The sequence below is a fragment of the Marinobacter flavimaris genome (genome assembly GCF_045057155.1).
GTDB classification, from domain to species: domain Bacteria; phylum Pseudomonadota; class Gammaproteobacteria; order Pseudomonadales; family Oleiphilaceae; genus Marinobacter; species Marinobacter manganoxydans.
In genome coordinates this window covers 4,281,465-4,306,930 of sequence record NZ_CP171359.1, presented here as the reverse complement: position 1 = coordinate 4,306,930, position 25,466 = coordinate 4,281,465, and the positions used below count along the sequence as shown (strand labels likewise).

At 53.5% G+C, this 25,466-nt stretch carries 25 protein-coding genes; 12 read left to right on the top strand and 13 right to left on the bottom strand.

The annotated features are described in order from the left end of the window. Nucleotides 1–164: 164 nt before the first annotated feature. Nucleotides 165–377, bottom strand: coding sequence for a DNA-directed RNA polymerase subunit omega (gene rpoZ, locus ACGK9W_RS20080; RefSeq protein WP_008169593.1), 213 nt, complete (start codon nt 375–377; stop codon nt 165–167). An 86-nt stretch (nt 378–463) separates the two neighbouring features. Continuing rightward, on the bottom strand, nt 464–1,096 hold the full coding sequence (gmk, locus tag ACGK9W_RS20075; protein ID WP_108019571.1) for a guanylate kinase: 633 nt from the start codon (nt 1,094–1,096) through the stop codon (nt 464–466). Nucleotides 1,097–1,244: 148 nt separating this feature from the next. On the opposite strand from gmk, the gene ACGK9W_RS20070 reads away from it, so the two are divergent. Continuing rightward, complete coding sequence (locus tag ACGK9W_RS20070; RefSeq protein WP_405418399.1) at nt 1,245–2,066, top strand: RluA family pseudouridine synthase; 822 nt, start codon at nt 1,245–1,247, stop codon at nt 2,064–2,066. Between the two features lie 230 nt (nt 2,067–2,296). Here ACGK9W_RS20070 and ACGK9W_RS20065 read toward each other — a convergent pair whose 3' ends face one another. After that, complete coding sequence (locus ACGK9W_RS20065) at nt 2,297–2,995, bottom strand: ribbon-helix-helix protein, CopG family (RefSeq protein WP_405418397.1); 699 nt, start codon at nt 2,993–2,995, stop codon at nt 2,297–2,299. Between the two features lie 164 nt (nt 2,996–3,159). Between ACGK9W_RS20065 and ACGK9W_RS20060 the strand changes: the two genes are divergently transcribed. The 9 genes from ACGK9W_RS20060 (at nt 3,160) to ACGK9W_RS20020 (ending at nt 15,540) form a co-directional block, all read left to right on the top strand. Beyond that, nucleotides 3,160–4,590 carry a hypothetical protein gene (locus ACGK9W_RS20060; protein WP_405418396.1) on the top strand — a complete coding sequence of 477 codons (1,431 nt, stop codon included), beginning with the start codon at nt 3,160–3,162 and terminating at the stop codon, nt 4,588–4,590. Nucleotides 4,591–4,658: 68 nt separating this feature from the next. Continuing rightward, on the top strand, nt 4,659–4,862 hold the full coding sequence (locus tag ACGK9W_RS20055; RefSeq protein WP_405421117.1) for an AlpA family transcriptional regulator: 204 nt from the start codon (nt 4,659–4,661) through the stop codon (nt 4,860–4,862). Between the two features lie 301 nt (nt 4,863–5,163). After that, entirely contained in the window at nt 5,164–5,823 is a 660-nt protein-coding gene (locus ACGK9W_RS20050) for an inovirus Gp2 family protein (RefSeq protein WP_405418394.1), read from the top strand. Between the two features lie 152 nt (nt 5,824–5,975). Beyond that, entirely contained in the window at nt 5,976–7,142 is a 1,167-nt protein-coding gene (locus tag ACGK9W_RS20045) for a DUF2971 domain-containing protein (protein WP_405418392.1), read from the top strand. A gap of 256 nt (nt 7,143–7,398) precedes the next feature. Then, nucleotides 7,399–9,216 (top strand): site-specific DNA-methyltransferase, encoded by a 1,818-nt coding sequence (locus tag ACGK9W_RS20040; protein WP_405418391.1) that lies wholly within the window; start codon nt 7,399–7,401, stop codon nt 9,214–9,216. A gap of 2 nt (nt 9,217–9,218) precedes the next feature. Next, a complete protein-coding gene (locus ACGK9W_RS20035; protein WP_405418389.1) occupies nt 9,219–11,870 on the top strand; it encodes a DEAD/DEAH box helicase in 2,652 nt (883 codons plus the stop codon). A 47-nt stretch (nt 11,871–11,917) separates the two neighbouring features. Beyond that, complete coding sequence (locus ACGK9W_RS20030; protein WP_405418387.1) at nt 11,918–13,702, top strand: hypothetical protein; 1,785 nt, start codon at nt 11,918–11,920, stop codon at nt 13,700–13,702. Between the two features lie 98 nt (nt 13,703–13,800). Then, nucleotides 13,801–14,400, top strand: a complete 600-nt coding sequence (locus ACGK9W_RS20025; protein ID WP_405418385.1) for a hypothetical protein — start codon at nt 13,801–13,803, stop codon at nt 14,398–14,400. Nucleotides 14,401–14,430: 30 nt separating this feature from the next. Next, nucleotides 14,431–15,540: a helix-turn-helix domain-containing protein gene (locus ACGK9W_RS20020; RefSeq protein WP_405418383.1), complete on the top strand. Its 1,110-nt coding sequence runs from the start codon at nt 14,431–14,433 to the stop codon at nt 15,538–15,540. 187 nt (nt 15,541–15,727) lie between these two features. Here ACGK9W_RS20020 and ACGK9W_RS20015 read toward each other — a convergent pair whose 3' ends face one another. After that, nucleotides 15,728–15,868 carry a hypothetical protein gene (locus tag ACGK9W_RS20015; RefSeq protein ID WP_405418381.1) on the bottom strand — a complete coding sequence of 47 codons (141 nt, stop codon included), beginning with the start codon at nt 15,866–15,868 and terminating at the stop codon, nt 15,728–15,730. 70 nt (nt 15,869–15,938) lie between these two features. On the opposite strand from ACGK9W_RS20015, the gene ACGK9W_RS20010 reads away from it, so the two are divergent. Next, the gene (locus tag ACGK9W_RS20010; protein ID WP_405418379.1) at nt 15,939–16,988 is read left to right on the top strand and encodes a hypothetical protein; all 1,050 of its coding nucleotides are present in this window, start codon (nt 15,939–15,941) and stop codon (nt 16,986–16,988) included. Next, on the top strand, nt 16,969–17,511 hold the full coding sequence (locus ACGK9W_RS20005; RefSeq protein WP_405418377.1) for a hypothetical protein: 543 nt from the start codon (nt 16,969–16,971) through the stop codon (nt 17,509–17,511). The genes ACGK9W_RS20010 and ACGK9W_RS20005 overlap by 20 nt, the downstream gene beginning before the upstream one ends. 125 nt (nt 17,512–17,636) lie before the next feature. On the opposite strand, the gene ACGK9W_RS20000 is transcribed toward ACGK9W_RS20005, so the two are convergent. From ACGK9W_RS20000 to ACGK9W_RS19960, 9 genes are all read right to left on the bottom strand, one after another. Beyond that, entirely contained in the window at nt 17,637–18,527 is an 891-nt protein-coding gene (locus ACGK9W_RS20000) for a hydrolase or metal-binding protein (RefSeq protein WP_405418376.1), read from the bottom strand. Between the two features lie 60 nt (nt 18,528–18,587). Beyond that, nucleotides 18,588–19,589 carry a YqaJ viral recombinase family protein gene (locus tag ACGK9W_RS19995; protein WP_405418374.1) on the bottom strand — a complete coding sequence of 334 codons (1,002 nt, stop codon included), beginning with the start codon at nt 19,587–19,589 and terminating at the stop codon, nt 18,588–18,590. Between the two features lie 87 nt (nt 19,590–19,676). Further along, nucleotides 19,677–20,639: a DUF932 domain-containing protein gene (locus ACGK9W_RS19990; RefSeq protein WP_405418372.1), complete on the bottom strand. Its 963-nt coding sequence runs from the start codon at nt 20,637–20,639 to the stop codon at nt 19,677–19,679. Nucleotides 20,640–20,643: 4 nt separating this feature from the next. Next, on the bottom strand, nt 20,644–21,012 hold the full coding sequence (locus ACGK9W_RS19985; protein ID WP_405418371.1) for a hypothetical protein: 369 nt from the start codon (nt 21,010–21,012) through the stop codon (nt 20,644–20,646). Between the two features lie 833 nt (nt 21,013–21,845). Then, complete coding sequence (locus tag ACGK9W_RS19980) at nt 21,846–22,340, bottom strand: ureidoglycolate lyase (RefSeq protein WP_405418370.1); 495 nt, start codon at nt 22,338–22,340, stop codon at nt 21,846–21,848. Then, a complete protein-coding gene (alc, locus tag ACGK9W_RS19975) occupies nt 22,337–23,368 on the bottom strand; it encodes an allantoicase (RefSeq protein WP_405418368.1) in 1,032 nt (343 codons plus the stop codon). The genes ACGK9W_RS19980 and alc overlap by 4 nt, the downstream gene beginning before the upstream one ends. Nucleotides 23,369–23,414: 46 nt before the next feature. Further along, a complete protein-coding gene (locus ACGK9W_RS19970; RefSeq protein ID WP_405418366.1) occupies nt 23,415–24,143 on the bottom strand; it encodes an amino acid ABC transporter ATP-binding protein in 729 nt (242 codons plus the stop codon). Further along, nucleotides 24,130–24,780 (bottom strand): amino acid ABC transporter permease, encoded by a 651-nt coding sequence (locus ACGK9W_RS19965; RefSeq protein ID WP_405418365.1) that lies wholly within the window; start codon nt 24,778–24,780, stop codon nt 24,130–24,132. The genes ACGK9W_RS19970 and ACGK9W_RS19965 overlap by 14 nt, the downstream gene beginning before the upstream one ends. After that, nucleotides 24,777–25,451: an amino acid ABC transporter permease gene (locus ACGK9W_RS19960; protein ID WP_405418363.1), complete on the bottom strand. Its 675-nt coding sequence runs from the start codon at nt 25,449–25,451 to the stop codon at nt 24,777–24,779. The genes ACGK9W_RS19965 and ACGK9W_RS19960 overlap by 4 nt, the downstream gene beginning before the upstream one ends. Nucleotides 25,452–25,466 lie beyond the last annotated feature (15 nt).

Here is a 25,466-nt window from a genome sequence, read left to right as displayed (position 1 = left end):
ACGACTTCATGAAATTCAGGGACAAAAAAACCCGAATGCACGCATCCGGGTCCTTCCAGAGTCCTTCCAGCAACGCTCTATAGCTACACTATAAAACCGCGGGGACAGATTTCAATGCTTCTCGCTTGCGGACAGATACTTATATACCCGGGTCCGCAGCTGGGTCACTCGTCGTCTTCTTCCTTGAGGAGATCACGAGTAATCTTGCCTTCGGCAATTTCGCGCAGAGCGATAACCGTGGGCTTATCATTTTCTTCAGCCACCATCGGCTCGGCACCCTTGGTAGCGAGCTGACGGGCACGCTTGGTTGCCAGCATTACCAGCTGGAAGCGGTTATCAACGTTTTCCAGACAATCTTCAACGGTAACTCGTGCCATAACTTCCCCGACTCATAAAATGACTGTTTCAGCAGACCGCACAGTTTACTGTGGCCGGTTCAATTTGTATACAGGAAAACCCCGTATCACGCCGGGCCGGACAATCCCGCCAGCAACGCTCGATGCCTTGGCTGCTGCACTTCCATGCGAAGGCGCTGGGCCCGGACAATCGCGAGCAGATCTCCGAGGGCGGCTTCGAAGTCGTCATTGACCACCAGAAAGTCGAACTCCACTGCGTGACGGCACTCTTCCTCAGCCTCGGCCAGGCGCCGCTCCACGACCTCCGGCGCATCGGTACCACGCCCGACCAGTCGCTCGCGCAGCACTTCCGGCGACGGCGGCACGATGAAAATACTGACACACTCGGGAATAAGCCGTCGCACCTGTGCGGCACCCTGCCAGTCGATCTCCAGGATCACATCCTGGCCTGTTGCCAGAGTTTCCCGAACCCATGCCTGGGAAGTGCCGTAGTAATTGCCGAAGACATCGGCGTGCTCCAAAAAGTCGCCCTCGCCAATCATCGCCTCGAACACGGTCCGGCTGACAAAGTGGTAGTTCACCCCGTTCTGTTCGCCCTCCCGCATGGAGCGGGTCGTGTGCGAGACGGAAACACCGAGCTTCTCGTCATTGCGGAGCATTTCCGCCACAAGGCTGGTCTTGCCGGCACCGGATGGCGCGGAGATAACGTACAGAGTACCCTGCTCAACTGCCTGACTCATAACCCGAGAACTCCAAACCTGGACACGGCGGCCGCGTATTTCGGCCAGTAAAACACGGAATTATACGGACTTTGGCAAAACACCGCACCCCACAAGGGCGTCAGCTGATACCATTTGCCGATCCACTGTTCAGCGACTTCAAGAACCCATGCGAACCACCATCGACATCACCGTGAGGCAGCCCGGCAAAGCCATCGACGCCCTGAGCGAGGCGGCCCCCGGGCTCTCGCGTCAAAAAATCAAGGACGCCATGACCAAAGGCGCCTGCTGGTGGACTCATAAGGGCAAACGCCTTCGGCTACGCCGTGCCACAAAGGAGCTGAAACCGGGTATCCGACTACAGCTTTACTACGACGAGAAGGTGCTTGAGAGGAAACCGGAAAAGCCGATTCTCCTTGAGAATGCGGGGCGCTACACCGTCTGGTTCAAACCTCATGGGCTACTGGCCCAGGGCTCCCAGTGGGGCGACCACTGCAGTTTGCTTCGCCTGGCCGAAATCCAGCTTGAGCAACCATGCCATCTGATCCACAGGCTCGACGCCGACGCTGCCGGGCTGATGCTGATCGCCCATGACTCGAAAGCGGCCGGCGCCCTTTCCCAGTGTTTTTCGGGGCGGACCATGACCAAACACTACAAGGCGCGAGTGGCCGGCCTCATCGACGCTCGGGAGCAGCTCGTTGATGCGCCCGTCGAGGGCAAGGCGGCCGTCAGCCGTGTCTCAACGCTCGAGCTGGACGAAACCGGGGAAACTTCACTGTTGGAAATCAGTATCGAAACCGGACGAAAACACCAGATTCGCCGGCATCTGGCGGGCCTCGGCCATCCGATCATCGGTGATCGCCTTTACGGGCGACCGGCCGGCGTACCCTTGCAGCTCCTCGCCTTTTACCTGGAATTCGACTGCCCCCTGAACAAGCGCAAGATGACGTTCGAACTGTCGGCGGAACTGAGCGACCTCACACTGAATTGACCACCGGCGTAGAGATCCGGCTTATTCCAGATTCTGCACCTGAATATTGATTAATTAACGATAACCAGATAAATATCAACTGCTTATAAATACTTAAATAGTCGGAAAGCACGAATTACTACCCACTATACTCCCCAATCAGCACAAGCCTCTTCGGGAAAAAGGACACTCAGGTGATGACCGCCAAATCGAACACATCATCTACGCCAAACAATTCAAGCCTAACCTTCTCACAGGTAATCGTCGAAAAAATCTCGAATTGTTTTGCCCTGGGGTCGAATCTGCTGGACCTCCGGCACGAGCTTTTCAAGCTCAGCAACCCTTTCTCTAAGAAGACCGTCGAATCGCTCGCCTGCAACCCCTACGCCACTCCCTCCCCCTCGTTCAACCTTTTCCACCTCCTCGAGGCAGCCAATCACTATTTCATTAGTAAGCTTATCCAACAGAGCATTTATAGTCCTATCTCGAACTAATTCCGCCTCCAGCTTCTTCGACCGTAGCTTTTTGAGATTACTTTCAAGCCGACGAATTTTTTCTTGTGATCGTCTGTTAACCCGCTGGCGGTTTTTTGCGGCATCACTTATCACTTGGCGCAGAGCTTTTGATTTTGAACAGCCCCGTTCTTGGGCAATTCGGTTTAGCCCTTTGACGACATCATCCGGCAGCTGAAAACTGACTTGCTGCCCCTTACTCTCTCGATATTTTTTTTGCGACCAAGCACCACGCATACGCTTGATCATCTCACGCGTAGCCTCGTCGTTGAGAGCACTCTTTAGCCTATCGAGCAACTCCGCCTCGCCCCGAGTCCCTACATACAAATCAGTCCGGCCTTTCTTGGCGAGGTAATCAGCTACCCACCTGACCTGACTTTGCGATCCGATGTCTATCCATGAAAGCAAGGTCTCGCGCCCTCCACTCAACTGATCCATAAGGCACCCCAACTTTATCCAATCCAAAAGATATTCTAACCCAAAGCCAGCTATCTCACTAGTGAGACAACTAGTGACATTACTAGTATTGCTTTACAAGAGTCCCCTTTTTTTATAGTAGGGGTTTGGACACATAAAGTTCTCAGCATGATACAGTCTAGCCCATGGACTATCGATTACTGGGTTATACAACACCTGAGCTAAGCCCTGAGGCGCGCTGGCTTTTACTTCAATGGTCTAAAAATTACGGCCTAGATCGCGCCGTTTTCGGGCCACGTTTAGATCTGTACAAACGACTTGGTATTTCGCCAAAGCCTGCGAAGCGAGGGTTGGATTTACTCGAGAAAGGTGGGTATGTCATTAGAGAAGCGCACCCTCAGAAGAGAGGCCGCCCTACTGTCCGCTTTCGTTTGTCTCCAAGGTTTTTGCACCAGCTCAGAGCATGCACCGCCCCAACTACTGCTCATCAGCCTGAGATTGAAGAGCTCTGCCGGCACGCTATTCGAGTAAGAAACGAAGCTGCTCAAAACCCGCTCAGCGGTGACCATCGGGCGAACAGGCTTACCCCCGCCACCTATTATCTACTGGCGGTGCTTTTGGCCCATGCGGAAACACCAGGAATCGTCAGAAATGTGAGTTATTGGTGGCTCCAGGTAGTTACAGGCATGACAAAAGAGCGGGTGATAAGCCAACTTTCCAAGCTGGAGAAAATTGGGGCCATCACTCACCATGAGCCCGGCATCTTAAAAAATGGCGGTGAGGCTCGGATGCGCTCTGTCTACTACCTCGGTTTGAATCACCCGCTTCTCCTAGGCAAAGACGCTACAGGCCTAACCGCAGTCATTCACCCCAGGGCCAAGCCAGGAAGCTTTACGTTTCTTTCCGGGGCCTACGACGCGGCCCTAGTGGCAATCAAGCTTACGGAGAACACCACTAGAATATCGAAAGAGATCGAGACCATTGCTTCGTCTGAACAACAAGAAAAACAAGAACGAAACCGCTCACGAGCGGGACGCTATGGCTTAAGCACCTGGATCAGCAAAGCCCATCGCGAGCTCTACACGGCTGCACATTCTCTTCTCCCCGAAATAAACCCATCCAAGGAAGGTGCAGAGGACTTTCTGCAGGCTCATAGCTTAGGCTTTGGCCCCATTGTTAAAGCACACATTTGGGCCTATGCCACGATGCTCCTTTCCAACCACTGGGATGACATCGAGCCATGGAGAAAACGTGGCACCATAGCACCTGTAATGCAGGCTATTCGGTGGGATTGTTCCACCCTTGTGGCAAAAGGTAGTTCCTCAAGTCCTCCTCATTCAGAAGGCAGCTTTCTAGCCTTGATTTACTCCCTGGCCCACCACATAGCGGTAGAGCTGCAGGACACACTAAAGAGTCTTGATCCGCACGCGGAATGCGACTTTTCTACGGCAATATTTCAAATTGAGCCGCCCAACCCCCACAGCAGTGAGCGCTGGATTGTTCGAGCACTCTTTCGTCAAGCGGATGGCGTGACAAACCGCGGTAATTTCTTGGTTCCCCTTCACAGGGTGTCACTGTGGTTGCCGAAAGAACTAGAGGTTTTGCAGATCCAATAACACTCGCGAATTAAATTAATACTGGCCTGCGTCATGTCATGAACGAACATCAGGAGACCGTCATGAACATGAAGCTGATCCGCATCAAAGAGGTCATGAGCCGCACCGGCCTGGCCAGATCCACCGTTTACAAATACATCAGCGAAAATAACTTTCCGAAACCTATCAAACTGGGCAGCCGTGCCGTCGCCTGGGTCGAGAGTGAGATCGAGGGCTGGATTAACGACGTTATCCATGAAAGAGACCGGGAACAGCCTGAACCGAATACCTAGATCAGCAATGATTTAATTTGAGACCAATAGCTCCAGCGCTTCCTGCGTTGAAAGACCCATCCCAAGCGGACCTGCAAGCGTCAAAACACCCAGATTCACCCCGGTTTAATTATTATTATCAATAACCAACCCTCCAGTAGTGAGGGGCTCCAGTAAGCCCCGAACCAATCCTAGAAGAACCATAGCAAGCCCCTTCCCCCGCATCGTCAATCCAGCTACCCGCTGGAGATTGAACTGTGCCTGAAAGAAACGCCCATGGCCTGAATCCATGGGAGTAAACGACCAGCTTTGGAGAACCCAAGTGATAAAGCGCCACCCAGAAAACCCCAACTTGCAATACCACCACCAAGATTCGTTCAAGGGCTTGCCGGTAATGTCAGCGCATTTACCGATGATTTCGAACTACCTAGAAACACTGCACTCAGTAATCGAGAGCGCTCTGCAAGAGTACAAACGCATCTTTATCTTCCGGGTTGAGCCCGTCATCCCCAGGGAAATCAATGACCGAATGACAGCTGAGAAGCACAAACGGGTGATTTCGAAATTCCTCGCGTCGTTCAGAGAAATCATCGATCAGGATTATCAACGAAGGCGTCGGCGTAAGTGGGTAGCGGCGACCAAGGTACGCTACGCGTGGTGCCGGGAGATCTTTAGAAGTGGCAGACCGCACTATCACTTCATCTTCATTCTCAACCAGGAGGCCTTTAACACCGTTGGGAACATCGCTTCAGGGCGTGAAAACCTTGCTACGAGAATCTCCCGCGCTTGGCACAGTGCGCTGGGCCTTACTTGGGACAGGAACAAGCCATTGATACATTTGCCCAAAAAATCTCAGTACTGGATCAGTAGAAATGACAGAGCGAGTCTTCATGAGGCATTCCACCGCGTGTCTTATCTCTGCAAATCCGCCAGCAAGCGGTACGGAGATGGGATGAGGTCATTCGGTGCCAGCCGAAGCTGACTTCCTCTGCCTAATCACCATCCACCGGGGCCGCTATGGCAGCCCCTACGCCCCCCAACCTGCTACAGTTATCCGATATTTTAGCTTTATCACTGCAAAAACAACGGTAAGAACGGCTCCAGTGGTCGCAGTTCCAAACGGAGAATTAGCCCATGCTCTACTATCGTTACCGCCCCTCGGGTGAATTGGCCCTCAAAGAGCTGCTTTACGATGAAATATTTTTAGCCTCTGCTACGGAGTGCAACGATCCGTATGACGGGATGGCGTTTTTATCACTCGGGCCGGACTACGAAAAATGGTATCGCTTGATCCAGTTAGCCTGGGACGGGCTAGACCTTCCTGGGAAAGATGAACTCGCCGCTACGCTCACTGATCACATAACCACCAAATGCCCCATTTCGTACACCGACGCCCTAGCGTTCGATTTCGAACAGAGGATCGTAGAATCTGCCAGGCAATTCCTGCCGTTCGCGCCGATCCTCGCTCAGCGAATAAGAAGCCTTCTTGATCTGTACAAACCACGCCCGCCCTACTTTGCCTCGTTTTCCCTCAACAGGGACCACCCCTTGATGTGGTCCCACTACGCATCCATGCACCAGGGGCATTGCCTTATATTCAGAGATCTGGACGGCAAATTGAGGCAATGCCCAAGACGTATGAGATCCACTATTCGTCGGAGCGCGAAGCAAGGACTCGCCCCCAACATGTCGTATGGCGTACCACAGGAATTCCCTTTCCAAGAAATTTCGTACGCTGACAACACAGAGAGTTTGGATGGCTTCACCTTCCTCCCCCAGACCGTCTCTCTCCTGAAACTGTCTGAACCTGAGAGGCTGGAGCTGAACAAGACCCAATCCCGACACCTTCTGACAAAACACGAAGCATGGAACTACGAAGATGAAGTCCGAGTCTCCTTCTCTCCCGGTACGTCGTGGCTATTCGGCGAACACTTGGAGCTGACACCGCTCGAACGCCTGATCCATTTCCAGCCTACTCAGCTTGTAGGGATCGTCATGGGAGCCAGGATGACGCAGAGCAATCGGGCTAGAATCCGCGAGATCTGCAAAGCCAGAATGGACCGAATTATGAAAGACATCGGCAAGCAGGGCGTGGAAGAGCCACTATTCAATTTCGCAATATTCCAGGCCAGCCTCCTTTCCGACCGGCGGGACCTGGAGATAAAACCTGTGGAGATTCTTACTGGAAGTGGCTCACTCAGCCCCGACGACGAAAGGTTCAGCGAATTGGTGGAACAGTGGCAGCGGGGCTCCGCGCTGGTTTTTGATGGAAAAGGTGCCAGCAAACGTTATTTCGATTGAAGCCATCCCGGTTGGTCCTCATCAGAGCGATCAGATTGGATCGGATCAGCAATTGCCCTGAGTAGCCATGAAACATTAAAGTACAGCGGCGTGTGGGCCTGGCTGGAGGGCTGTATCGAACAAGTGACGAAGGCTCACCAGAGGGCGAAGACGCTATCGCAGAACAAGAAGATACTCTTCGAGTGCTCAGCGCAGCCGAGATTGAACAACAGATGCCCGCCTTCAAGGCGTGTTTTGACCGAATCAGGAGCTTTTAATGCCAACGCTTGAATTCAAGGGCAAGCAATTTGTCTACTCACACCACCTCGGCGTGCCATTCCGCGAGTTAAACATTACCGCAGACAAATCCCTGCCCCCTGAGGGCCAAAAGCCTTCGTTGGACGACAACCTGATCATCCACGGCGACAACTTGGAAGCTCTCAAGGCCCTGCTACCGACCCACGCCGGGAAAGTCGACTGCATTTTCATCGACCCGCCTTACAACACCGGCAACGAGGGCTGGTGCTATAACGACAACGTGCGTTCGCCTCTAATGAGGGAGTGGCTGAAAAAGTCCGCCAACCCGGTGGACAAGGAAGACCTGGAACGGCATGACAAATGGTTATGCATGATGTGGCCCAGGCTAAACCTGCTCAGAGAGCTGCTATCGGATGATGGTGTGATTTTCATCTCTATCAGTGACATCGAACAACATCGACTTCGCAATCTGTTGGACGAAATATTTGGTGAAGAGAACTTCGTTGCCTCAATTGCATGGCAGAAACGCACATCCCCAGATGCAAGAAAGCGACTGGGCGCTGCCCACGACCTAATTCACGTTTACTCGAAACGCGTGAATGGAGCTGTACTAGCCAAACTCCAACATTCAGAGGAACAGACCGACACCTTCTCGAATCCAGATGGGGACCCAAATGGCGCATGGGTTTCAACTGACATGACGGCTCAGAACATTAACCCCGAAAGTCGGAAAGGCCAGCAATACACAATCGAGCTCCCCTGCGGCAAAGAAATATCTCCACCTGCAGGAAGATGTTGGTCAATGCTTGAGCCTGAGTTTTTACGCTTAAGAAAGGAAGGCCGGATCTGGTTTGGCGTCAATGGCGATGCGCGACCAAGGATCAAAACTTACCTCAGTGAGTCAGAGGGTGTTAGCAGTTGGTCTTGGTGGGAGAACTCAGAGGTAGGACATAACCAAGAGGCCAAAAAAGAAATAAACGATCTGTTGGGACCGGACAATCCTTTTGACTACCCAAAACCAGTTCGCCTGATTGGGAGAATACTCGAGCTTGCGACTTCGACTGAGAGTCTGATTTTGGACTCCTTTGCTGGCTCAGGAACCACCGCACACGCGGTTCTTCGAGCGAACGACTTGGATCAGGGTAATCGGCGCTTTATTCTCGTTGAATGTGAAGACTACGCAGACACAATTACGGCTGAACGTGTGCGCCGGGTTATTGAGGGCTACCCCTACAACGGCACTCAACGCGAAGAACTTCATCGCGAGAAAGTTACATGGAGCACGTTTGAGAAGAAGCAGGCCAAACTTCTTGAGCACATCGCATCGATTGAGAACTTGCAAGGGCATCGGTTCGATAAGATCAACAAAAAAATCAAAGATGGCATGCTTACTGTCATTGGAGAGCGCAAGGTGAAAGATACCGCGCCAGGCCTTGGGGGTAGTTTTACCTATTGCACCCTCGGCGAACCTATAGACATTGAAAGCCTGCTTACCGGCAAGGGGTTACCCAGCTTCGAGGCCCTGGCCCGCTACGTTTTCTACACTGCCACAGGCCACTCACTGGCCAAAGTCGGCGAACCGGCACCCGATGGCTTTATTGGTGAGACAGATTTATTCCGGGTACACCTGTTCTACCAACCAGACCGTGAATGGTTGCGCTCCAATGAAGCTGCATTAAATGCAGAAAGGGTGACGGCGATAGAACAGAACAGCAAAAGTGGCAAACGCGCCATTGTGTTCGCCGTTGCCAAGTTCATGAGCCAGAAGGAACTGACTGCCCGCCGCATCGAGTTCTGCCAACTCCCCTATGCCGTCCATAGAATCCTGGGAGATTGAGCATGGAATTGAAGGAGTACCAACAAGGTGTACTGAGCAAGCTGGACCGCTACCTGACAGTGCTTCAAGAACAGCGCGAGCAGGCTGAAGACTTTGTTGAGTTCCAGCAGAGCAAAGGCAAAACGGCCACCCTTGGCGATTACTGCCGCGAAACCTGGGATCAGCTAAATGCCGAGCGGCTACTGCCTTATCTTTACCATGGCGACCAACCGGTAGTAGCGCCGCACCTGACTCGCCATGATGGCTTAGGCCTTTCGATACCCAACATATGCTTCAAGGTGCCAACTGGCGGCGGCAAGACGCTGCTGGCCACCGCCGCCTTGGAACGTGTGCAAACAGACTACTTCAAGCGCCAGCTTGGGTTGGTTCTGTGGGTAGTACCCTCCGAAGCCATCTACCGACAAACCTGGAAGCAACTGGCGAACCGCGAACACCCCTATCGGCAAATGTTGGAGCGAGCTTCCGGTGGCCGGGTAAAGCTGCTGGAAAAAGGCGACGCCTTCACTCGACGTGATGTGGAAGGCCAGCTGTGTGTAATGCTACTAATGCTCCCCTCTGCCGCACGAAAATCCAAAGAAACACTGCGTCTGTTCCGCGACAGCGGGCGCTTTACTTCCTTTTTTCCAATCGAGGATGACAGCGAGGCAAACCGCACCCTTCTCAATAAAGTGCCAAACCTGGACCAGAATGATCTGGCCGACCTTGGGTTTTCTGAAGGGGTCGTGCCGGACTCCGTTTCAATCAAGCAAAGCTTGGGTAATGTGTTGCGGCTGGTGCGCCCAGTTGTCGTAATCGATGAGGGCCACAAGGCCTATTCCGACACGGCTCGCGATACTATCGCCGGTTTTAATCCCCGTTTCATTCTGGAGCTATCTGCCACACCGAACACCAACAGCAAGCACCTGTCTAATGTCCTGGTGAACGTGCCTGGGGCGGATCTCAAAGATGAAGAGATGATCAAGCTGCCCATCAACGTAATCAACGAGGGCAAAGGTGGTTGGAAGCACACTCTGACTCTGGCCCATTCGAAACAGCAGGAATTGGAGCGAGCAGCGCTCGCCTTCCAGAATGAGACGGGACGCTATATTCGGCCAATCGTTCTGGTGCGGGTGGAACGTACCGGAAAGGAGCAACGTGATGCCGGGTTGGTTCATGCAGAAGACGCCAGGGAATACCTGCGGGATCAATTGGGGGTAAAGGAAGAACACATCCGCCTCAAAACCTCCAGCGATGATGAGCTGGCTGACGAGGACCTCCTTTCGCCAACCTCTGCAGTGCGTTTCATCATTACGAAGGACGCGCTGCGCGAGGGATGGGATTGTCCATTCGCATACGCATTGGCGGTCCTGTCACGCACAACGGCAACCACCGCACTGACCCAAATGATCGGCCGGGTGCTGCGCCAGCCCCACGCCGAAGCCACTGGCGTTTCCGCCCTGGACGAGTGTTACGTATTCACGTTCGATCAGGATGTAACGGCAGCAATTAATGGTGTGCGCAAAGGCCTGGAAGACGAGGGCATGTCAGATCTGGCCTCCAGCGTAACATCAGTAGATCCTGGTACTGGGAAAACACGGAATATGCGCCGTGAGACCATTCAGAGGCGAAATGAGTTTGCCGGTTTGCCACCGATTTTCCTGCCCCGCGTGCTACATCGAGACATCAATTCGCGTGAGGGCTACCGGCCTTTGGATTATGAAAGGGATGTTCTCGGTGCCCTGGATTGGGAGGCCTTGCAATTTCTTGGCGCCGACAAAGCCTCCATGGATACCGACAAGCTCGAACGCACCGTGGCCAGGGTGACTATTGATCGTAACGCAAAGGAAGACGGACAAACGTCGTTCGCGCTTGAACAAGAAGCCGTTTACTCCGTGCCAGAGGAGGGATTGGATATGCCCTACTTGGTGCGTCAGCTCTTGGATGTGGTACCCAACCCATGGCAAGGCATGCGTCTGCTGGAGGAAACGCTCACTGCCCTGAGAAATAGGGACGTGACCGAGGCACAGATATACGCAAACCGGCTCGACTTGATTCAGACGATGAAGACCGACTTACGAGAACAAGTCAACGCAATGGCTGAAAACCTATTCCGAGACAAACTCGATAGCGGGGAGATCAGCCTGCGCCTGGTATCGTCGAATGACCCAGCTCTCAACTGGAAAATTGCGGAGACCCTGGAAATCAACGTCTCTGACGTAGACCCTTTGCTGTATCGCAAGAACGGTGACCCGCTTGAAAAGAGCCTGTTCGAAAAGGTTTATCAAAGTGAGCTCAACGATCTGGAGAAAAGCACCGCTTGGTATCTGGATGAAAGCAAGTGTGTGTATTGGTGGCACCGCATTGCCGTCAACCAGCGCTCTTACGGCCTGCAAGGCTGGCAACGCCATCGGGTATACCCCGATCTTCTGGCCTGCGTTCACGGAGTTGAGAACGGGAAGTTCCGATTCTCCGTTCTTGAAACTAAGGGGGACCATCTGAAGGGCAATGACGACACCGAATACAAGCAGAAGCTGTTTGAGCTATTCACTCGTTACGCCGATGTGACAGCCTCGATTGGGCAGCTCGCCCTCGATGGGCAAGACGAGCCGGTCAGTTTCAGAATGGTTATGGAGAAGGACTGGAAACAAGCCTTAGCGAACGAAGGCATTCAATAATAAGGGTACGGCAATGAGCCTTCCGTTGTGGCTCGCAGGGACCGAGAATGAGCGCCAACAAGCCCAGCTTCAAACTACCTGTAGGAGTAGACAAAGAGAGCGGCTTACTTCGGAAAATTGACGAAGTAAGCCGGGGGCTTAGGTGCAACTGCCTGTGCCCCGGCTGCAATACACCGCTGGTCGCCCGGAAAGGCGAGCTAAAGGCCCATCATTTCGCCCACCACACACCTCCTCCCGAAAGTATCCTCAGTTGTGCCGAGTCCGCGCTACACAAGTGGGCAAAGAATATCGTTGCCAAGCAAAAAACGTGGAGCCTTCGAGCGGAGCACTTTGTTCCCAAAATCTGGACGACCCGCCTGGGAGAAAAGTTGGCCAGTCATGACGAATGGTGGAGCCCCCTTGCTGAGAAATCTTTCGTCATTCAGGCTGCTACCGAGGAGTATGATCTAGGGGACTGGAAACCAGACGTGCTTCTTGTCGGTCATTTTCGTGGCATCGAATCGCGGATTGCGGTGGAGATAAAAGTATCCCATCCCGTCGATGAGGCGAAGCTGGCAAAAGTGCAGAAAAGCGACATCAACCTTCTGGAAATCGAGCTCAACACAGAACTGATGCTGGAAGGCACCCTCACCGAAGCGACCCTCGAGCAAGAAATTCTTAACCACCAAAACCAGCTTTGGCTGCATACCCCGCTAGCCTCCCAGATAAAAGCTGACCACGATCTGGAGTTTGAGGAGCAAGTAGTAAAGCCCTTGCTCGCGGATCAGGATCGAAAGATCAACAAGTTCGCCCAGAACCTAATAGGCCAACGTTTCGAGGTGCCTGAGTGCCAACTGTACGAGTTCCCCGATGACCTCCACCGAGGCGCTTTTTCCCTTTTCGTCAATGGTAAATCGGTAGACCTGGCAAAGGGTAAAGAGATAATCAGCCCGCGTAGAACGTACCCGGTTGCGAGCACGGAGCTCATGATCGACCGAGTTCGGCTGTACCTGGTGGTGAAAGGGGGGAAAGAGCACCCGATCGATGTGATCCTACGTTCAATTCGAGCAGAGACGGATGTTCCTGTAAGGCCGGTAGAAAACACCTCTACCTTAGCTTTGCTGATCGAACCTAAGGATAGCCCTGAGTCGTGGCTTCAACCAAACCGGCTGCGATGGGTTTTTTCCAGGCGGCGTACGAAGGTAATCAGAAGCCTGCGCAACCAGCTGAACAACAGGTTGCGAGTAATAGAACAGAAAGAACGCCAAGCGCAAGAGAAGCGGCATGAAGCGGCGACAAAGTTGTCGGACCAGATCATCCAACTTTTCGACCGCTACAATGACTCTGAGCCGGAGTGGTCCAGGTCCCACCGGGAACGATTCATTGAAGCCAGAGAGGTTGCAAGGGCTTTTGGCAGTGGCCCCTATGGGGGCAATGGCCTTGCCGATCGTACAACTCACGACTGGATTTTTGGCGTGCCAGGTCAGCAATGGAAAACCATAGTAGCTGCCGAAATGCTCCTCCGCCCCGACGTCGAAGACATGATAAAGTTCAACAGCTTACGATTTTTCCTCCGAAAGAACCGTTTAACAATGCATGGCGCCTTGAGCTCCCTCTGGAAACTGGAGAACGGACTGGAAGTGTTCGAAAATCAGACCCGTCACTTAGAGAGAACGATAGACTTACCAACAGTCGGAAGCGCATTGCACCATTGGCTCACCCACTTGGCTGAAGTTCAGCCCAACCTCATTACCACCGTAGGCCGTTTCAATAAAGGGTTTCGCTGGATCTCCGGCCAAAGAGAACGCCTGCTAGCCGACGCGAGAGAATCACTTCAAGATTTCGATCGTTAGCAGCGCCACAGACCGACAAAACCACTGGTTGACAGAATCCTTCTTTTGCTCCAACATGAAGCTGGTTGACAAAACATCAAATTTGCCAGGTGATGCTTATGCCGCTTCCGCTCCCATCGACCTTCTACCCTGAACTCAAGAATGAATATTTAGCTGATATTGCCAACCAACTTCTCGATGTCAGGCACGACACGATGAGTGTTTTGAGCACGGAGTGGGATGACGCATACACTCAGGAATCGACAGTGTTCGGTAGATGCCGTAATCGGCTCATCGCCCTTAGCAAAGAGCGCGACTGGCTAAGTCTCCGCCACGCGGGAATGGACGTAACGCTTTGCATTGGTAACAAGGTGCCATTCAGATTCTTCAGAGACGACCCTGAAAGGCCCAAAAAACGAGGATTCTTCAGACAGAATCATACTGATGACCTTTTCCCGGTTGACCTTTATACGCCAGTGATGTGGCGCTTCATTGTTGAGCGATCCTTCACCGAGGATGACGAAGATAGAGTTTATTTCGTCGGATACAATGAGCTTCAGGAAAGGGTTTCACTCTGGGAGCATAAGCCAGGCATTACAAGCCTCTACGAGACGGGCCACGCTGCGGTACCGAAAGCAAAAGAGCTGCCCCCGGCGAAAGTGCAATCACGGGAAAGCAAGAGATCAGGGAAGGCCGAAGGCGACAATGCATCGGGCTAAGGCTGAGCCGATTACTTTGAGTATGCAAGTATGACTATGGAGTTCGAAGGAGCCGCTTTGAGGTTAGCCCGCATATTTTGCGGGCTTTCTCTTGAGGAAGTGGCGGTAAAGGTCGACAAGTCCCGCCAATATCTACACAAATTGGAGACGGGGCAGAGCAAACCAACGAAGGAGCTGTTGACCGAGCTCGCAGACACCCTGCAGGTCGAGAGCGACTTCTTCTTCAACCGGGAATTGAAGTTGTATGAGGACCAGTTTCATTTTCGTAGCTTGATGACCACCAAAAGCAGCATCAAACAGGTGGCAGTTGCGAGAGGCGAAATGGTCAACAGGCTGATTCGGACACTTGAGGAATACTTGGAACTGCCTGAAGTATGTATACCAAGCTACGACCAAGTGACGAGTGTGAGCGATATCGAGCACATCGCGGAATCTTGTAGACGAGATTGGGGCTTGGGCCTGGGGCCTATCGACAATATGACCCGATTGGCCGAAAACCTCGGCGCTCCCGTAATAACCTTTGCAAGTGTATCCAAGCAAATTGACGCCCTTTCCGTCGCTGTCGAAAGACCGTTGATTGTGAGGAACACTGCCAAGACTGATACCTGTAGACAACGATTCGATATTGGCCACGAACTCGGGCATTTAGTAATGCATGAAGGCGTCATAACAGGTGACCGTACCACGGAGAGTCAGGCTAACCGCTTTGCAAGCGCCCTACTTTTGCCAAGAAGTATGATGGCCAAACTTTTCCCGCGTCCTCGTGGGAGTCGCTTGAACTGGGTTGGTATTCGGCAATTTAAACAAACGTGGAAAGTGAGCAAGGCTGCGATTCTCTACAGGGCAAGACAGCTAGACCTCATAACTGAGCAACAGTACAAAACCGGCGTCATTACACTTCGAAAATACGGGGAAAGTAATGGTGAGAAAGATGACAACCTAATCGCTGCTGAGCCGCCAGAACTCTTGGCGACCGCACTGAAGGCCTTGGCCGATAATCACTCTATCGGAATCGAACAACTTGCTCGCATGCTCAAGGTTAAACGTTCTTTTCTCGAGGAGGTCACAGGCTTGAGTTCGCATCAACTTAACCAGATTGACACTCCGTTACGGAGCAAACCGAAATTAAGATTGGTGTAAGCTACTTACTGGGCCCGGCTCACCTCAAAGTAGCGTTAGAGCTTGGGTGAAAAAATAGAACGCCGAGCCTGGCGAGCGGCGCTTGGATGTGCCGCCCGCCAGACCCTACCCAGCCCATTAGAAGGCTTTGAAGACACCCAACCTAACCAGGCCAGGCCCCGTTCGGGCTTTTGGATTTCCGGTCACCTCAGGTGACTTTGACCCGGAAAATATTCAGGATCTTCATCACACTGATGTTCTCCAGCAGTTCGATTTTCACAGCACCCGGGGATACGACGTCAGAGTGACAGCCCGGTGAATCTCCTTCTGTGAGGGAATGTTTCTGCATTCCTTTAGCCCTCCACGTCTGGTTCAATGTCTGCAATCCAGGTTAAATAACTAGCGAGGCGGAGTACGCAGTGCAGAAAAAGATCACAATCACCTTCCACGACATTGAAGAGTGCGGCATCTACAAACGGGGCGAAGATGAGAAAGTCGCATCTGGCGTGGAGGAAATGCTCAATGATGCGTGGGACTGGACGTTGAACGACAATAAACCGCTTTCCGAAACGTGCCCCTACGAAATACCCAAGAGCGGCAATTACCTCAGAACGTTCATGATCGGATTGGAAAGCTCCGGTTCGACGAGCTTCCTGGTCTCCACCTGGAACGAAACGCCAACTCAGGATGGAGCCGTGGCGTCACTCGACGGTTCATCTCCAGCGGATGGCGTTGAACTGAAGCTGACAGAAATGGCTCCAAATGCCATACCTGGGTATCCGACATACTTCTGGTTTCTACCTTCCCTTGGTGTCTATGCAACGATTCAGATCGACCATGGCCTTAATGGCAATGCAGGATTAAACGCCTTTTTTAAAGCTGCAGTTAAACAGTGTGTCACACAGGTTCGGTGGGAAAAATTAGATGACGGGAGCTTGCACATAGCCGGATACGCGATTGATAGTGACGAAGCCCAAAAGGGTTTTGTCGGCAGATTTAAGTCCTCTTTGCGCAGACGCCCGGCTCAGCTTGATTATCTAAGAGAAAACACACACCGCATCCGAAAGCTTCATCGTAAACATCAGCTCTCATATGAAATACCCGACGACAGGGGCCTTTTCGAAAAACTTATGACCAATCTCGGCCGAGGTGAACCGCAGGCTTTCGAAGGCAAAAAGAAAATTGTTTTCGAACTAGAAACACAAGTATCGAAAACGGAATTCGATCTACTGACCCGTAACTTTGAGCAGGACACAGATGCTGCGTTTGAGGATGTTGGGTTCACGCTGAAAGGGGAATCATCTCCGAGATGGTTGAGCCACTCTCTGGCCAGAGACTCCTTTGAAATCGAGGTTTCGACTGATGGCGGGCAGTTAATAGACGGCACTGAGCTATTAGATCGACTAGAAGGTCGTAAAGCTGAAATCTTAGCGTTACTTGGGGGAACAAATGAAGCAGGGAATGATTAAAGGATTACTAGCTTTAGTCATTATCGCTACGACGGTTGGCGCGTTTTTCGTTGGGAAAAATCTACCTGCCGACACCCAGCTCGAGCTTTACAGCGCTCTCAGAGACACTTCGGCTATTGTTTTCGGCGTGATGGGCGCATGGATTGCAATCATTTACCCCGAATCGCTATCCAAAATTTATCGCTCGCCTCAGCGCAAGGACGCGGAGAGCGAGGTGAAGAGCGTTGGCCGCTTGATCAAGCCAATGATTGTGGCCGCGGTTATTGTCGCCAGTACGTTAGTTGCCCAATTCGTTGCACCCATACTGAGATCTTTTGACGTATTAACGCCTCTATACTCGTCGATTAGGGGCCTATCTTTTTCTTTCCTGATCATTTTGCTCGCAGTTCAGCTCGTTACGATACTCGAGGTAATGCTTGTAAGTTTTACCTTCAGGCGAGAGTTGAGACTCCGACAAGCAGAGGATAGCTTTGAGAAAGGTTTCATGGCGGGAAAGGAAAAGAACAAACCGAACAAAAAGTGACTCGAATTTCATATCTAAATGCTGTTCTCTCCCATTTAAAATCGGCAAAAATGCTGTTTTATATAAAAAAAGAAGCCCCGCGAATTGTCCGACGAGTGGCCCTCACAGGAGCCACTCGTCCAATCCTACCCAACGACAGACTTTGAAGACGCCAGATCTTCGCGGAGCTTGGATACTACAGTTGAGTTTTGACCTATCTCCCCTGCTGCAGTAGTTGCTGGATAAAACTCCTCTATTACTTGCGCCATTTCATCCTCATCATACTCAAATAACGCATTCCCAAACCCCCTGGCTGCCGCCGCATCCAGCGCGGCCTGGTCGATGCCCTCCTCTGCCACCTTGTTGGCTGTTTCTTTTGCCTCTGACACAGCTTCCTGCAGCGATACCCCTTCCTTGATCACCAGATCTACGTAGAAAATGGGCGTTCGTCGGCTCTGCGTCGTGCTTTTGCCTCGTAGCTTCAGTTCCAGCGGCATGTAGGCCAGCAAACCGCCGGACACTGCCTGGTAATAGCTCAACCGGGCCGCAAGTGTCCGGATGCTGTTGTAACCCGTCGTGCGGAAGATGAAGGTGCCGAGATCATTGTCGTCACCGATCTTCACGTTCAGGCGCCCGTAGGGCTTGCACAGACCACCTTTTCCGAACTCGCACAGCGTTGGGCCTGGGCATGGCAATGACTGAACTCCCGATTGCGTCAGGCGCTTGCAGGTATCGCCGTTCCCAACACACATAGGCCGTCCGCTTTTGCGGTCGAACATGGTGTACTCAGCCCGCAGGTTGAGATCCGCGTCGTTGAAGAGCATGCGTACCGGAATGGTTCGCAGCTTGCTGTTGGGCGCGTCTTTTCTCAGCTCTTCATCCAGGGGGTGCAGCACCCAGCCATCCTTTTCCTGGATTTGTGAGGTGATGGTGAATTGATTGTCTTTTTGTGGCAGCCGGATGCCGTTTTTCTCAATAACCCGACCGATACTGATACGCCCCAACACGGGAGGCGTGATGGCTAATCCTTTAATCATGGTTCTTCTCCTGAAAAAGGGCCACGGGGTGCTCGTTACACCCGCGTGGCCAAGGGGACATTAGGCATGGATCAGAAACCGGCGACTGCCTGGTTTGGTGAGGGGATACTGCTCCTGCAATTCTGGCTGGTCTTTCAATAGCTTCTTAACGTTGACCCCCACCGAATCCTTGCTCCGTTTCCAGCTCACACTGCCACCCGGGAACGTGGCCTTGGAGGCCTCGCCCATGTGGCTTTGAATACGCTGCTTCAGTTGGGATTCAGTGGATTTGAGGGCTTCCATTTCCGAGCGAATCGCCAGCAGCTCGCTGAAGGCATCGGACAGCTCCTTGCTCTCGCTGAAGTCCAGGGTCTCGCCCTTGTCCTCGGGGTAGAGATGGCGCAGCGCGCGCTCTGCCGACGCTGTACCATCTACCGGGGGTGGCGTATCCGTTTCCACGTAATCCCAGAATTGGCGCTCCAGTGTGATCAGCGCTTCAATCAGCTCCTCATTTCGCTCGATACGGAAGATCTTCAGTGACTGGCCACACAGCAACACGCAGACATCCGCTGCCTGCTTGCCAGTAACTGCCAGCTGGTGCTGAACCTGGCACTGGATGTAGTCCGGCACACCATCCTTCCAAAGACGTGCCCCGAACTCACCGGCGGTTTTGCACTCCAGGACTTGCACCTCGTCATCGGCCACCACGGAATAATCCAGGTTGGCCAACATCCAGTGCTTGTCCGGATCAGGATGCTGCAGCACCGCATTCACTCGCCGGACCTTGCGGCCGGTTTGTCGGCTGTACTGCTCAGCCACAATGGGTTCCAGGATATGACCCCAGTAGACCGGTGATTCCGGATCATCCGAGTCCGGTTTTGGCATGCCGGCATCTCTGCCGGTTTTCACCATCCAGAGCTCCAATTGAGACTGGTATGGATTCATCCCCACCGCTGCCGCAGCATCACTACTGCCAATGCCTTGTTTACGGACCTTCAGCCATTCGTCACGGCTGAGGCCTTTGGTTGAAACCAGCCGCAGTGCTGGCCGTTGCTTGGGAAGTACGTTTGCGCTCATGCCCATGGTGTTTTCCTCCAGACATAAAAAAAGCCCACCAGAGCACGAGGCTCCGGTGGGCTTTATGGCGGTTTTAGGTGTGTGAGGCTGGCTTCAGGCCACAAGTGACATGGCCTGTTCGAGTGCGCGGTTTTTGATGGATGCGCCATTACCGAACCAGGCGGAGTCCAGCCGGTGGTCAACGGATTTGGCGCGGCGCTGATGGTCAATGAACTCGGTGACGGCGTTCAGCAAGCCATAGGCAGTGCCGTCCGACGAAGCCAGCGTTGCACCTATACCCTCCCCTTCATACAGGGACAGAGCTTTCGCCATAGACCGTTCGTTGGTTTTGCCAACGCCGGTACCGGAATCGTCGGTAAACACCTTCAGAAAGTAATTCCTAGCCTCGGTGGTTTTCACTTTCCGCTCGCTCAGGGTTTTCAGGCGATACATGAAATCGTCCCAAGCGGAGACGGAAATACCGAGTTGCTTCTTCACCAGGTCTGCATCGAACGCCGTGTTGTGCTTTACCTTCACGGCATTGGCTGTGGAATCCTTCAAGGCCACAGCCAGGGTGTTGTTACACACCACCCGAATACTGGTGAATTGAGCCGTGGTGGCCATAGTGCCGTCACAGGCCGTGGCCAACAGGACGTAGGCATTAGTTTGATCGTTGCCCTTCAGCACGCCCGATTGGCCGGTACGGGCCAGCGCCCACATTTTCCGGCCGCCTTTCAGCACCCCTGCTGTCTCCAGTTCAAAGCCGGAGACCTCGGTCAGATCCCGATAGAACTCCAGTATTTCTTCCGGCTGGACCACCTTAAAGCGGTTACCGACGACCGAAAGCGGCGCTTTGGTATCGGAGCGATACAGCACCTTGGATTCCGGATAGGACAATATTTCACCCAGAGGGCTTCCAGCATTAGTCACGTAGCGAACGGGGCTTTCCTCGATCTGCCAGTCCAATCCAGCCTGCCTAGCCCAGACTTCCAAAGGTTGATTGGAGGTCAGTTCATTCCCCAGGCCATGCCACGGGGTTTGGCCAACGTAGGCCATTTGTTCGATCAGATGGGCCATGGGGTTACTCCTTTGGGAATTTGGAAGTGGGGTTATCGGCGCTCTCATCTTCGGCCCCCGATTCTTTGCTGAAGGAATGACCGCATTCCAGACAGCGGTAGTTATCGAGCACCTGCTCATCCAGCACGTCACCCAGGATGATGCCAGCGGAGACACCGGTGACTCCGCCCAACAAGCCGCCGATCACTGCACCGCCGATACCACTGACCGGGCCTGCCACGGCACCTACCATTGCGCCGGTTCGAGCGCCTGCAATGGCAGACGCATAGCCGCCATAAACGCCGGCTGCGGCGCCGACGACTCCAGCGGCTTTCTTGCCATAGTTGTTCTTGCCGATCCGTTCGGACAGGCACTTGGGGCATTGTTCATTCATGGGGAAAGACCTCTGTGAATGGGAGGGAAGGCACCTTTGGTGCCTTGGTTCACAGAGGTGATATAGGTTTGATACTAATTCGAATCCTGAACTTTTCGAGCTTTCATAGCGACTCGTAAGGGAAACCGAATAAAGCATGAGGGAAGCCGCACTCCCCCATGCCAGATTTTCAAGAGTTAATAAGCCCTATTAAATTGAATCCGAATCTCGCTAAGCGCGTGAACTTTTGCTGATGGACACCAACCGCTTTCATTAGATCTTCGTAGTTCGACAATTCATCTTCAAAAACCCTTTCAACGGCATAGATATTGTTTCTGTAATCAAGCTCTCTTTCACCAGAAATAATAGGGTTTTCTGTGTAAAAGTGCCCGTCTAGTCTCAGGCTCAAACTGTATCTATGTCTTGCCACCCACGACCGGCCCAACATCACGGCTTGGCGTACTCCGGCTAGATTACTAGTAATCAGGTGGGTGCAAAATCTCACCGCATTTGACGAACCATCTGCCTGTTTCCCCTGAATCAATCCCATTTTCTGTAAGCTGGCGACAGTCAAAGAACTGGACGGCTTAAGTCAGATGCTGAACACTCATCGTCAGAAGAATTGATCGGCTAGGTCAAGCAACAGATCGGTCTGTTTAGCGAACTTTGCAGACTATTAGGGATTTCTAATAGATTACTGCTCAGAGACGGCTACAACACCTTGCTGCCGCTGAGGCGTAAGGATTCGCAACCTCTCCGAATCCATTAGATTTCTCAGAAGCGGTCACTGGCCTTTAGAGCACGAGGCTTCCCTTGAGGGCACTTTGCATCATGCAATTTATTTAAAGTTAAGGCTACGATATGAAAAAACGGACAGGTTCTGGCAAATGATACTCATCACAGTTTTCCCCCACCCCGCCACGATCGATCACAAGGAACTCTTGGTCAGGTACCTGCGCCAAGATCGGATGATGCCAGATGCCACGGCGATAATTGACCCCCTGGTTGCCATTGGTCTCAAACAGCGTTAACTCACTCACGCGCAAGTCATCTCCCGCGGGAGCGACAAGGACCCAAAAAGGCGAGCGGCACAGGGGGATGAAGGCCTGGCTGGCCAGAGGATGGCGCTCCATCAGGCGGGCGGTCAATGGTCGCTCCAGGGGCTGCGCCCTGAAGATATTGATCAGCGGTCGTCCTCCGGATTCGGATACGTCAACCTCCGCCAGGTCATGGAATCGCTCAGTGGAGCCCCCATTGATCGTGAAGTGGGGGCTGCCACGGGTCTCGATCACCTCACCGAAGGGGGCAAATGCCTCCTTGGTCAGCGGCTTAGGATGCAGAATTCTCACCGGGAGCCTGTGGTTGACGCGGCGGTATCGATCAGGCCCAGCAGCCGTAATCGGCTAACACCGCCATCCGGAAAGATATTGAGACGAACGTGGGTGATGGGGCCGATTTCGTTCAGCTCTGCTTCAAAGCGGTGTTCTGAGTCCATGGTCAGTTTTTGCGCCGGTAGCAACTCCTGCCAGTAGAGGCTTTGGGCTTCGATCTGATCGTCGGTTCCGCCGCTGATATAGCCCCCCAACAGGCTGCAATGGTCGGGGAAGTTGCCCTTAAAATGATGGGTATCGACAATCACCTGCTTGATCAGACCAGGGTGACCCAGAGCGACAATGACCCAATCGAACCCCGGTGTGCGCCGCCTGGCCGTTTCCCAGCCGTCCCCCATATTGACCCCTCGGCCAGGGTTAAGGATATTTCCCATGTGGCCGTAGTGCTGGTCGCTGCATGCCAGAGCTCGCCCACCGTTCATGGCCGAAGCCAGGTCGATTGCCTGGTGCTGGGGATGACTGGACCAGTCTCGATACGGTATGCCGTAGACCCGTAGGCGGGCCACGCCGCCATCAGGATAAATATTGAGCCGCAGGTGCGACCAGACCCCATTGCTGTCCAGTTCGTACAAATGCTGGTGGTCGCCCTGCAGGGAGATCGAGGGCAGAATCTCGGTCCAACTGGTATCCCCGTCCGGATCACCCTCAGGACAGTAGCAGGCCTCGACAGAGGCGGAAGGGGGGTAGTTGCCGGTAAAATAGCGCGTGTCGATATCAATCGCGCGGATCGTTCCGGCAACACCTAAGCGGATCACCGCGTGGTCATGGCCGCTTCCCCGTTTGCGGCGCGATTCCCAGCCGTCCATCCATTTGCCGTTGTCATCATAAAGCCCCTCCTTCCAGACCGGCTCAGAAGGTTCCAGCATTCGGTTCACGTCGGCGAACCAGTCATCAGTAACGGAGAGCGCGCGCGCCCCAAGGCGCGCATCCGCGAGGTTTACCCATTTCAGGGGATCAAAAGAAGAAGTTGCAGCAAGGTATGTCATGTATCAATTAAACCTGGATCTATTGTCTGAAAAAGAGCGGTTGGTGCTAGAGCACGGCATTGATGAACGTCTGCAGTTCGGGGGTTTGCGGATTGGCAAATACCGCCTTGGCTTCGCCCGATTCCCACACCTTGCCGTGGTGCATGAAGATCACTCGATCGCCGATATCACGGGCGAAATTCATCTCGTGGGTAACCAGAACTAGGGTCATCCCGTCTGCCGCCAGTGTTTCCAATACCTTCAACACCTCTCCTACCAACTCAGGGTCGAGCGCCGAGGTGATCTCGTCGCACAGCAGCACTTTGGGTTTCATCGCCAGGGAGCGCGCGATGGCGACCCGCTGCTGCTGGCCGCCCGACAGCTCACCCGGGTAGCTGTCGAACTTGTCCTGCAAGCCGACCTTCTGCAGCATTTCCCGTGCCGTAGCCTCCGCTTCAGCGGCCGGCAATTTACGGACCAGCTTGGGCGCCAGGGTGATGTTCTGTCCCACGGTTAAGTGCGGGAACAGGTTGAAGTGCTGGAACACCATGCCGATACTCTTGCTCAGCTTGCGAATCTGGCTTTCGTCGTCGGTGACCTCCAGTTGATCGACGATGATGCCGCCTTCGCTGTAGGTTTCCAGACCGTTGATGCAGCGCAGCAGGGTGCTTTTCCCGGAGCCGCTGCGACCGATGATGGAGACCACTTCGCCCACATTGATCCGCAGGTCGATCCCCTTCAGCACATGGTTATCGCCATAGTGCTTGTGAACATTGTCAATACTAACCAGTGCCATGTAGTTTTCTCTCCAGCAGACGGCTCGCTACCGACAACGGGTAGCAAAGCAGGAAGTATATGAGGGCGACAAAGCCGAATACTTTGAAAGGCTCAAAGGTTGCGTTGTTGAGCATGGTGCCGGCCTTGGTCAGCTCCACAAAACCGATGATCGACGCCAGCGCTGTGCCCTTGACGATTTGCACGGAGAACCCCATCGTCGGTGGAATGGAGACCCGAAGAGCCTGGGGCAGAATGATGTAGCGCATGATCTCGACGTAGCTCAACCCCAGGCTGCGCGAAGCTTCCCACTGCCCGCGGGGAATCGCCTCGATGCAGCCGCGCCAGATCTCGGTTAGGAAAGCGCTGCTGAACAGCGTCAGCGCCAAAGCCGCAGCGGTCCAGGGCGATACATCAATCCCGAACAATGAAATGCCGAAGAACACGAGAAACAGCTGCATCAGCAGTGGCGTGCCCTGGAACAGCTCGACATAGAGCCGGGTAAACCACACTAAGGGCCCGCGGCCGCTGATCTGCATAAAGGTCAGCAGCAACCCCACCGAAGCGCCCCCGGCAAAGGCGATCAATGAAAGTGCTACGGTCCAGCGGGCGGCCAATAGCAAGTTTCGGAGAATATCCCAATCGCTAAATTCGGTCATTTGCGTGCCCTCAAGTTGGGAAAGGCGTAGTGGTGCACGACCTTGAACAGCTGGCGCATCAGCACCGCCAGCAGCAGATAGAGCAGGGCCACAACCAGATAAACTTCAAAGCTCAGGAAATTACGCGACTGGATGAAGTTGGCCGCAAAGGTCAACTCCTGAACAGAGATCTGCGATAGCACGGCCGACCCCAGCATCACGATGATGCATTGACTGGTTAGGGCCGGGTAGATCTTCTGTAACGCGGGAGGCAGCACCACGCGGACGAACGTCTGGGCGCGACTTAAGCCGAGCGTGCGGGCCGCCTCCAACTGCCCCTTCGGGGTGGCCTCGATGCCGGCTCGAATGATTTCGGTGCTGTAGGCTCCGAGGTTGATCACCATGGCGAGCAGCCCCGCCTCCCAGGCATCCAACTTGATACCGAGAGTGGGCAGTCCAAAGAAGATAAAGAACAGCTGGACGATAAAGGGGGTATTGCGGATCAATTCCACATAGATCCCGACCAGCTGTTTCAGCAGCCGGTGTTGTCCGGCTCTGGCCACGGCGCCTAGGGTGCCCAGCAGGCACCCCAGGATCGTGGTGAACAGGGTCAGAGCCATGGTCCATAACAGCCCCTCAACGATGAGAGCCGAATAGGGCAAGAGCTCTGAGAATTGAAAGGTATATTCCATGGCGGTCACCTACCT

Bases quoted from the DNA above. Each gene is read 5' to 3' on its own strand.
- rpoZ (WP_008169593.1), bottom strand. From the start codon at position 377: ATGGCACGAGTTACCGTTGAAGATTGTCTGGAAAACGTTGATAACCGC.
- gmk (WP_108019571.1), bottom strand. From the start codon at position 1,096: ATGAGTCAGGCAGTTGAGCAGGGTACTCTGTACGTTATCTCCGCGCCA.
- ACGK9W_RS20070 (WP_405418399.1), top strand. From the start codon at position 1,245: ATGCGAACCACCATCGACATCACCGTGAGGCAGCCCGGCAAAGCCATC.
- ACGK9W_RS20065 (WP_405418397.1), bottom strand. From the start codon at position 2,995: ATGGATCAGTTGAGTGGAGGGCGCGAGACCTTGCTTTCATGGATAGAC.
- ACGK9W_RS20060 (WP_405418396.1), top strand. From the start codon at position 3,160: ATGGACTATCGATTACTGGGTTATACAACACCTGAGCTAAGCCCTGAG.
- ACGK9W_RS20055 (WP_405421117.1), top strand. From the start codon at position 4,659: ATGAAGCTGATCCGCATCAAAGAGGTCATGAGCCGCACCGGCCTGGCC.
- ACGK9W_RS20045 (WP_405418392.1), top strand. From the start codon at position 5,976: ATGCTCTACTATCGTTACCGCCCCTCGGGTGAATTGGCCCTCAAAGAG.
- ACGK9W_RS20040 (WP_405418391.1), top strand. From the start codon at position 7,399: ATGCCAACGCTTGAATTCAAGGGCAAGCAATTTGTCTACTCACACCAC.
- ACGK9W_RS20035 (WP_405418389.1), top strand. From the start codon at position 9,219: ATGGAATTGAAGGAGTACCAACAAGGTGTACTGAGCAAGCTGGACCGC.
- ACGK9W_RS20030 (WP_405418387.1), top strand. From the start codon at position 11,918: ATGAGCGCCAACAAGCCCAGCTTCAAACTACCTGTAGGAGTAGACAAA.
- ACGK9W_RS20025 (WP_405418385.1), top strand. From the start codon at position 13,801: ATGCCGCTTCCGCTCCCATCGACCTTCTACCCTGAACTCAAGAATGAA.
- ACGK9W_RS20020 (WP_405418383.1), top strand. From the start codon at position 14,431: ATGACTATGGAGTTCGAAGGAGCCGCTTTGAGGTTAGCCCGCATATTT.
- ACGK9W_RS20015 (WP_405418381.1), bottom strand. From the start codon at position 15,868: ATGCAGAAACATTCCCTCACAGAAGGAGATTCACCGGGCTGTCACTCT.
- ACGK9W_RS20005 (WP_405418377.1), top strand. From the start codon at position 16,969: ATGAAGCAGGGAATGATTAAAGGATTACTAGCTTTAGTCATTATCGCT.
- ACGK9W_RS20000 (WP_405418376.1), bottom strand. From the start codon at position 18,527: ATGATTAAAGGATTAGCCATCACGCCTCCCGTGTTGGGGCGTATCAGT.
- ACGK9W_RS19995 (WP_405418374.1), bottom strand. From the start codon at position 19,589: ATGGGCATGAGCGCAAACGTACTTCCCAAGCAACGGCCAGCACTGCGG.
- ACGK9W_RS19990 (WP_405418372.1), bottom strand. From the start codon at position 20,639: ATGGCCCATCTGATCGAACAAATGGCCTACGTTGGCCAAACCCCGTGG.
- ACGK9W_RS19985 (WP_405418371.1), bottom strand. From the start codon at position 21,012: ATGAATGAACAATGCCCCAAGTGCCTGTCCGAACGGATCGGCAAGAAC.
- alc (WP_405418368.1), bottom strand. From the start codon at position 23,368: ATGACATACCTTGCTGCAACTTCTTCTTTTGATCCCCTGAAATGGGTA.
- ACGK9W_RS19970 (WP_405418366.1), bottom strand. From the start codon at position 24,143: ATGGCACTGGTTAGTATTGACAATGTTCACAAGCACTATGGCGATAAC.
- ACGK9W_RS19965 (WP_405418365.1), bottom strand. From the start codon at position 24,780: ATGACCGAATTTAGCGATTGGGATATTCTCCGAAACTTGCTATTGGCC.
- ACGK9W_RS19960 (WP_405418363.1), bottom strand. From the start codon at position 25,451: ATGGAATATACCTTTCAATTCTCAGAGCTCTTGCCCTATTCGGCTCTC.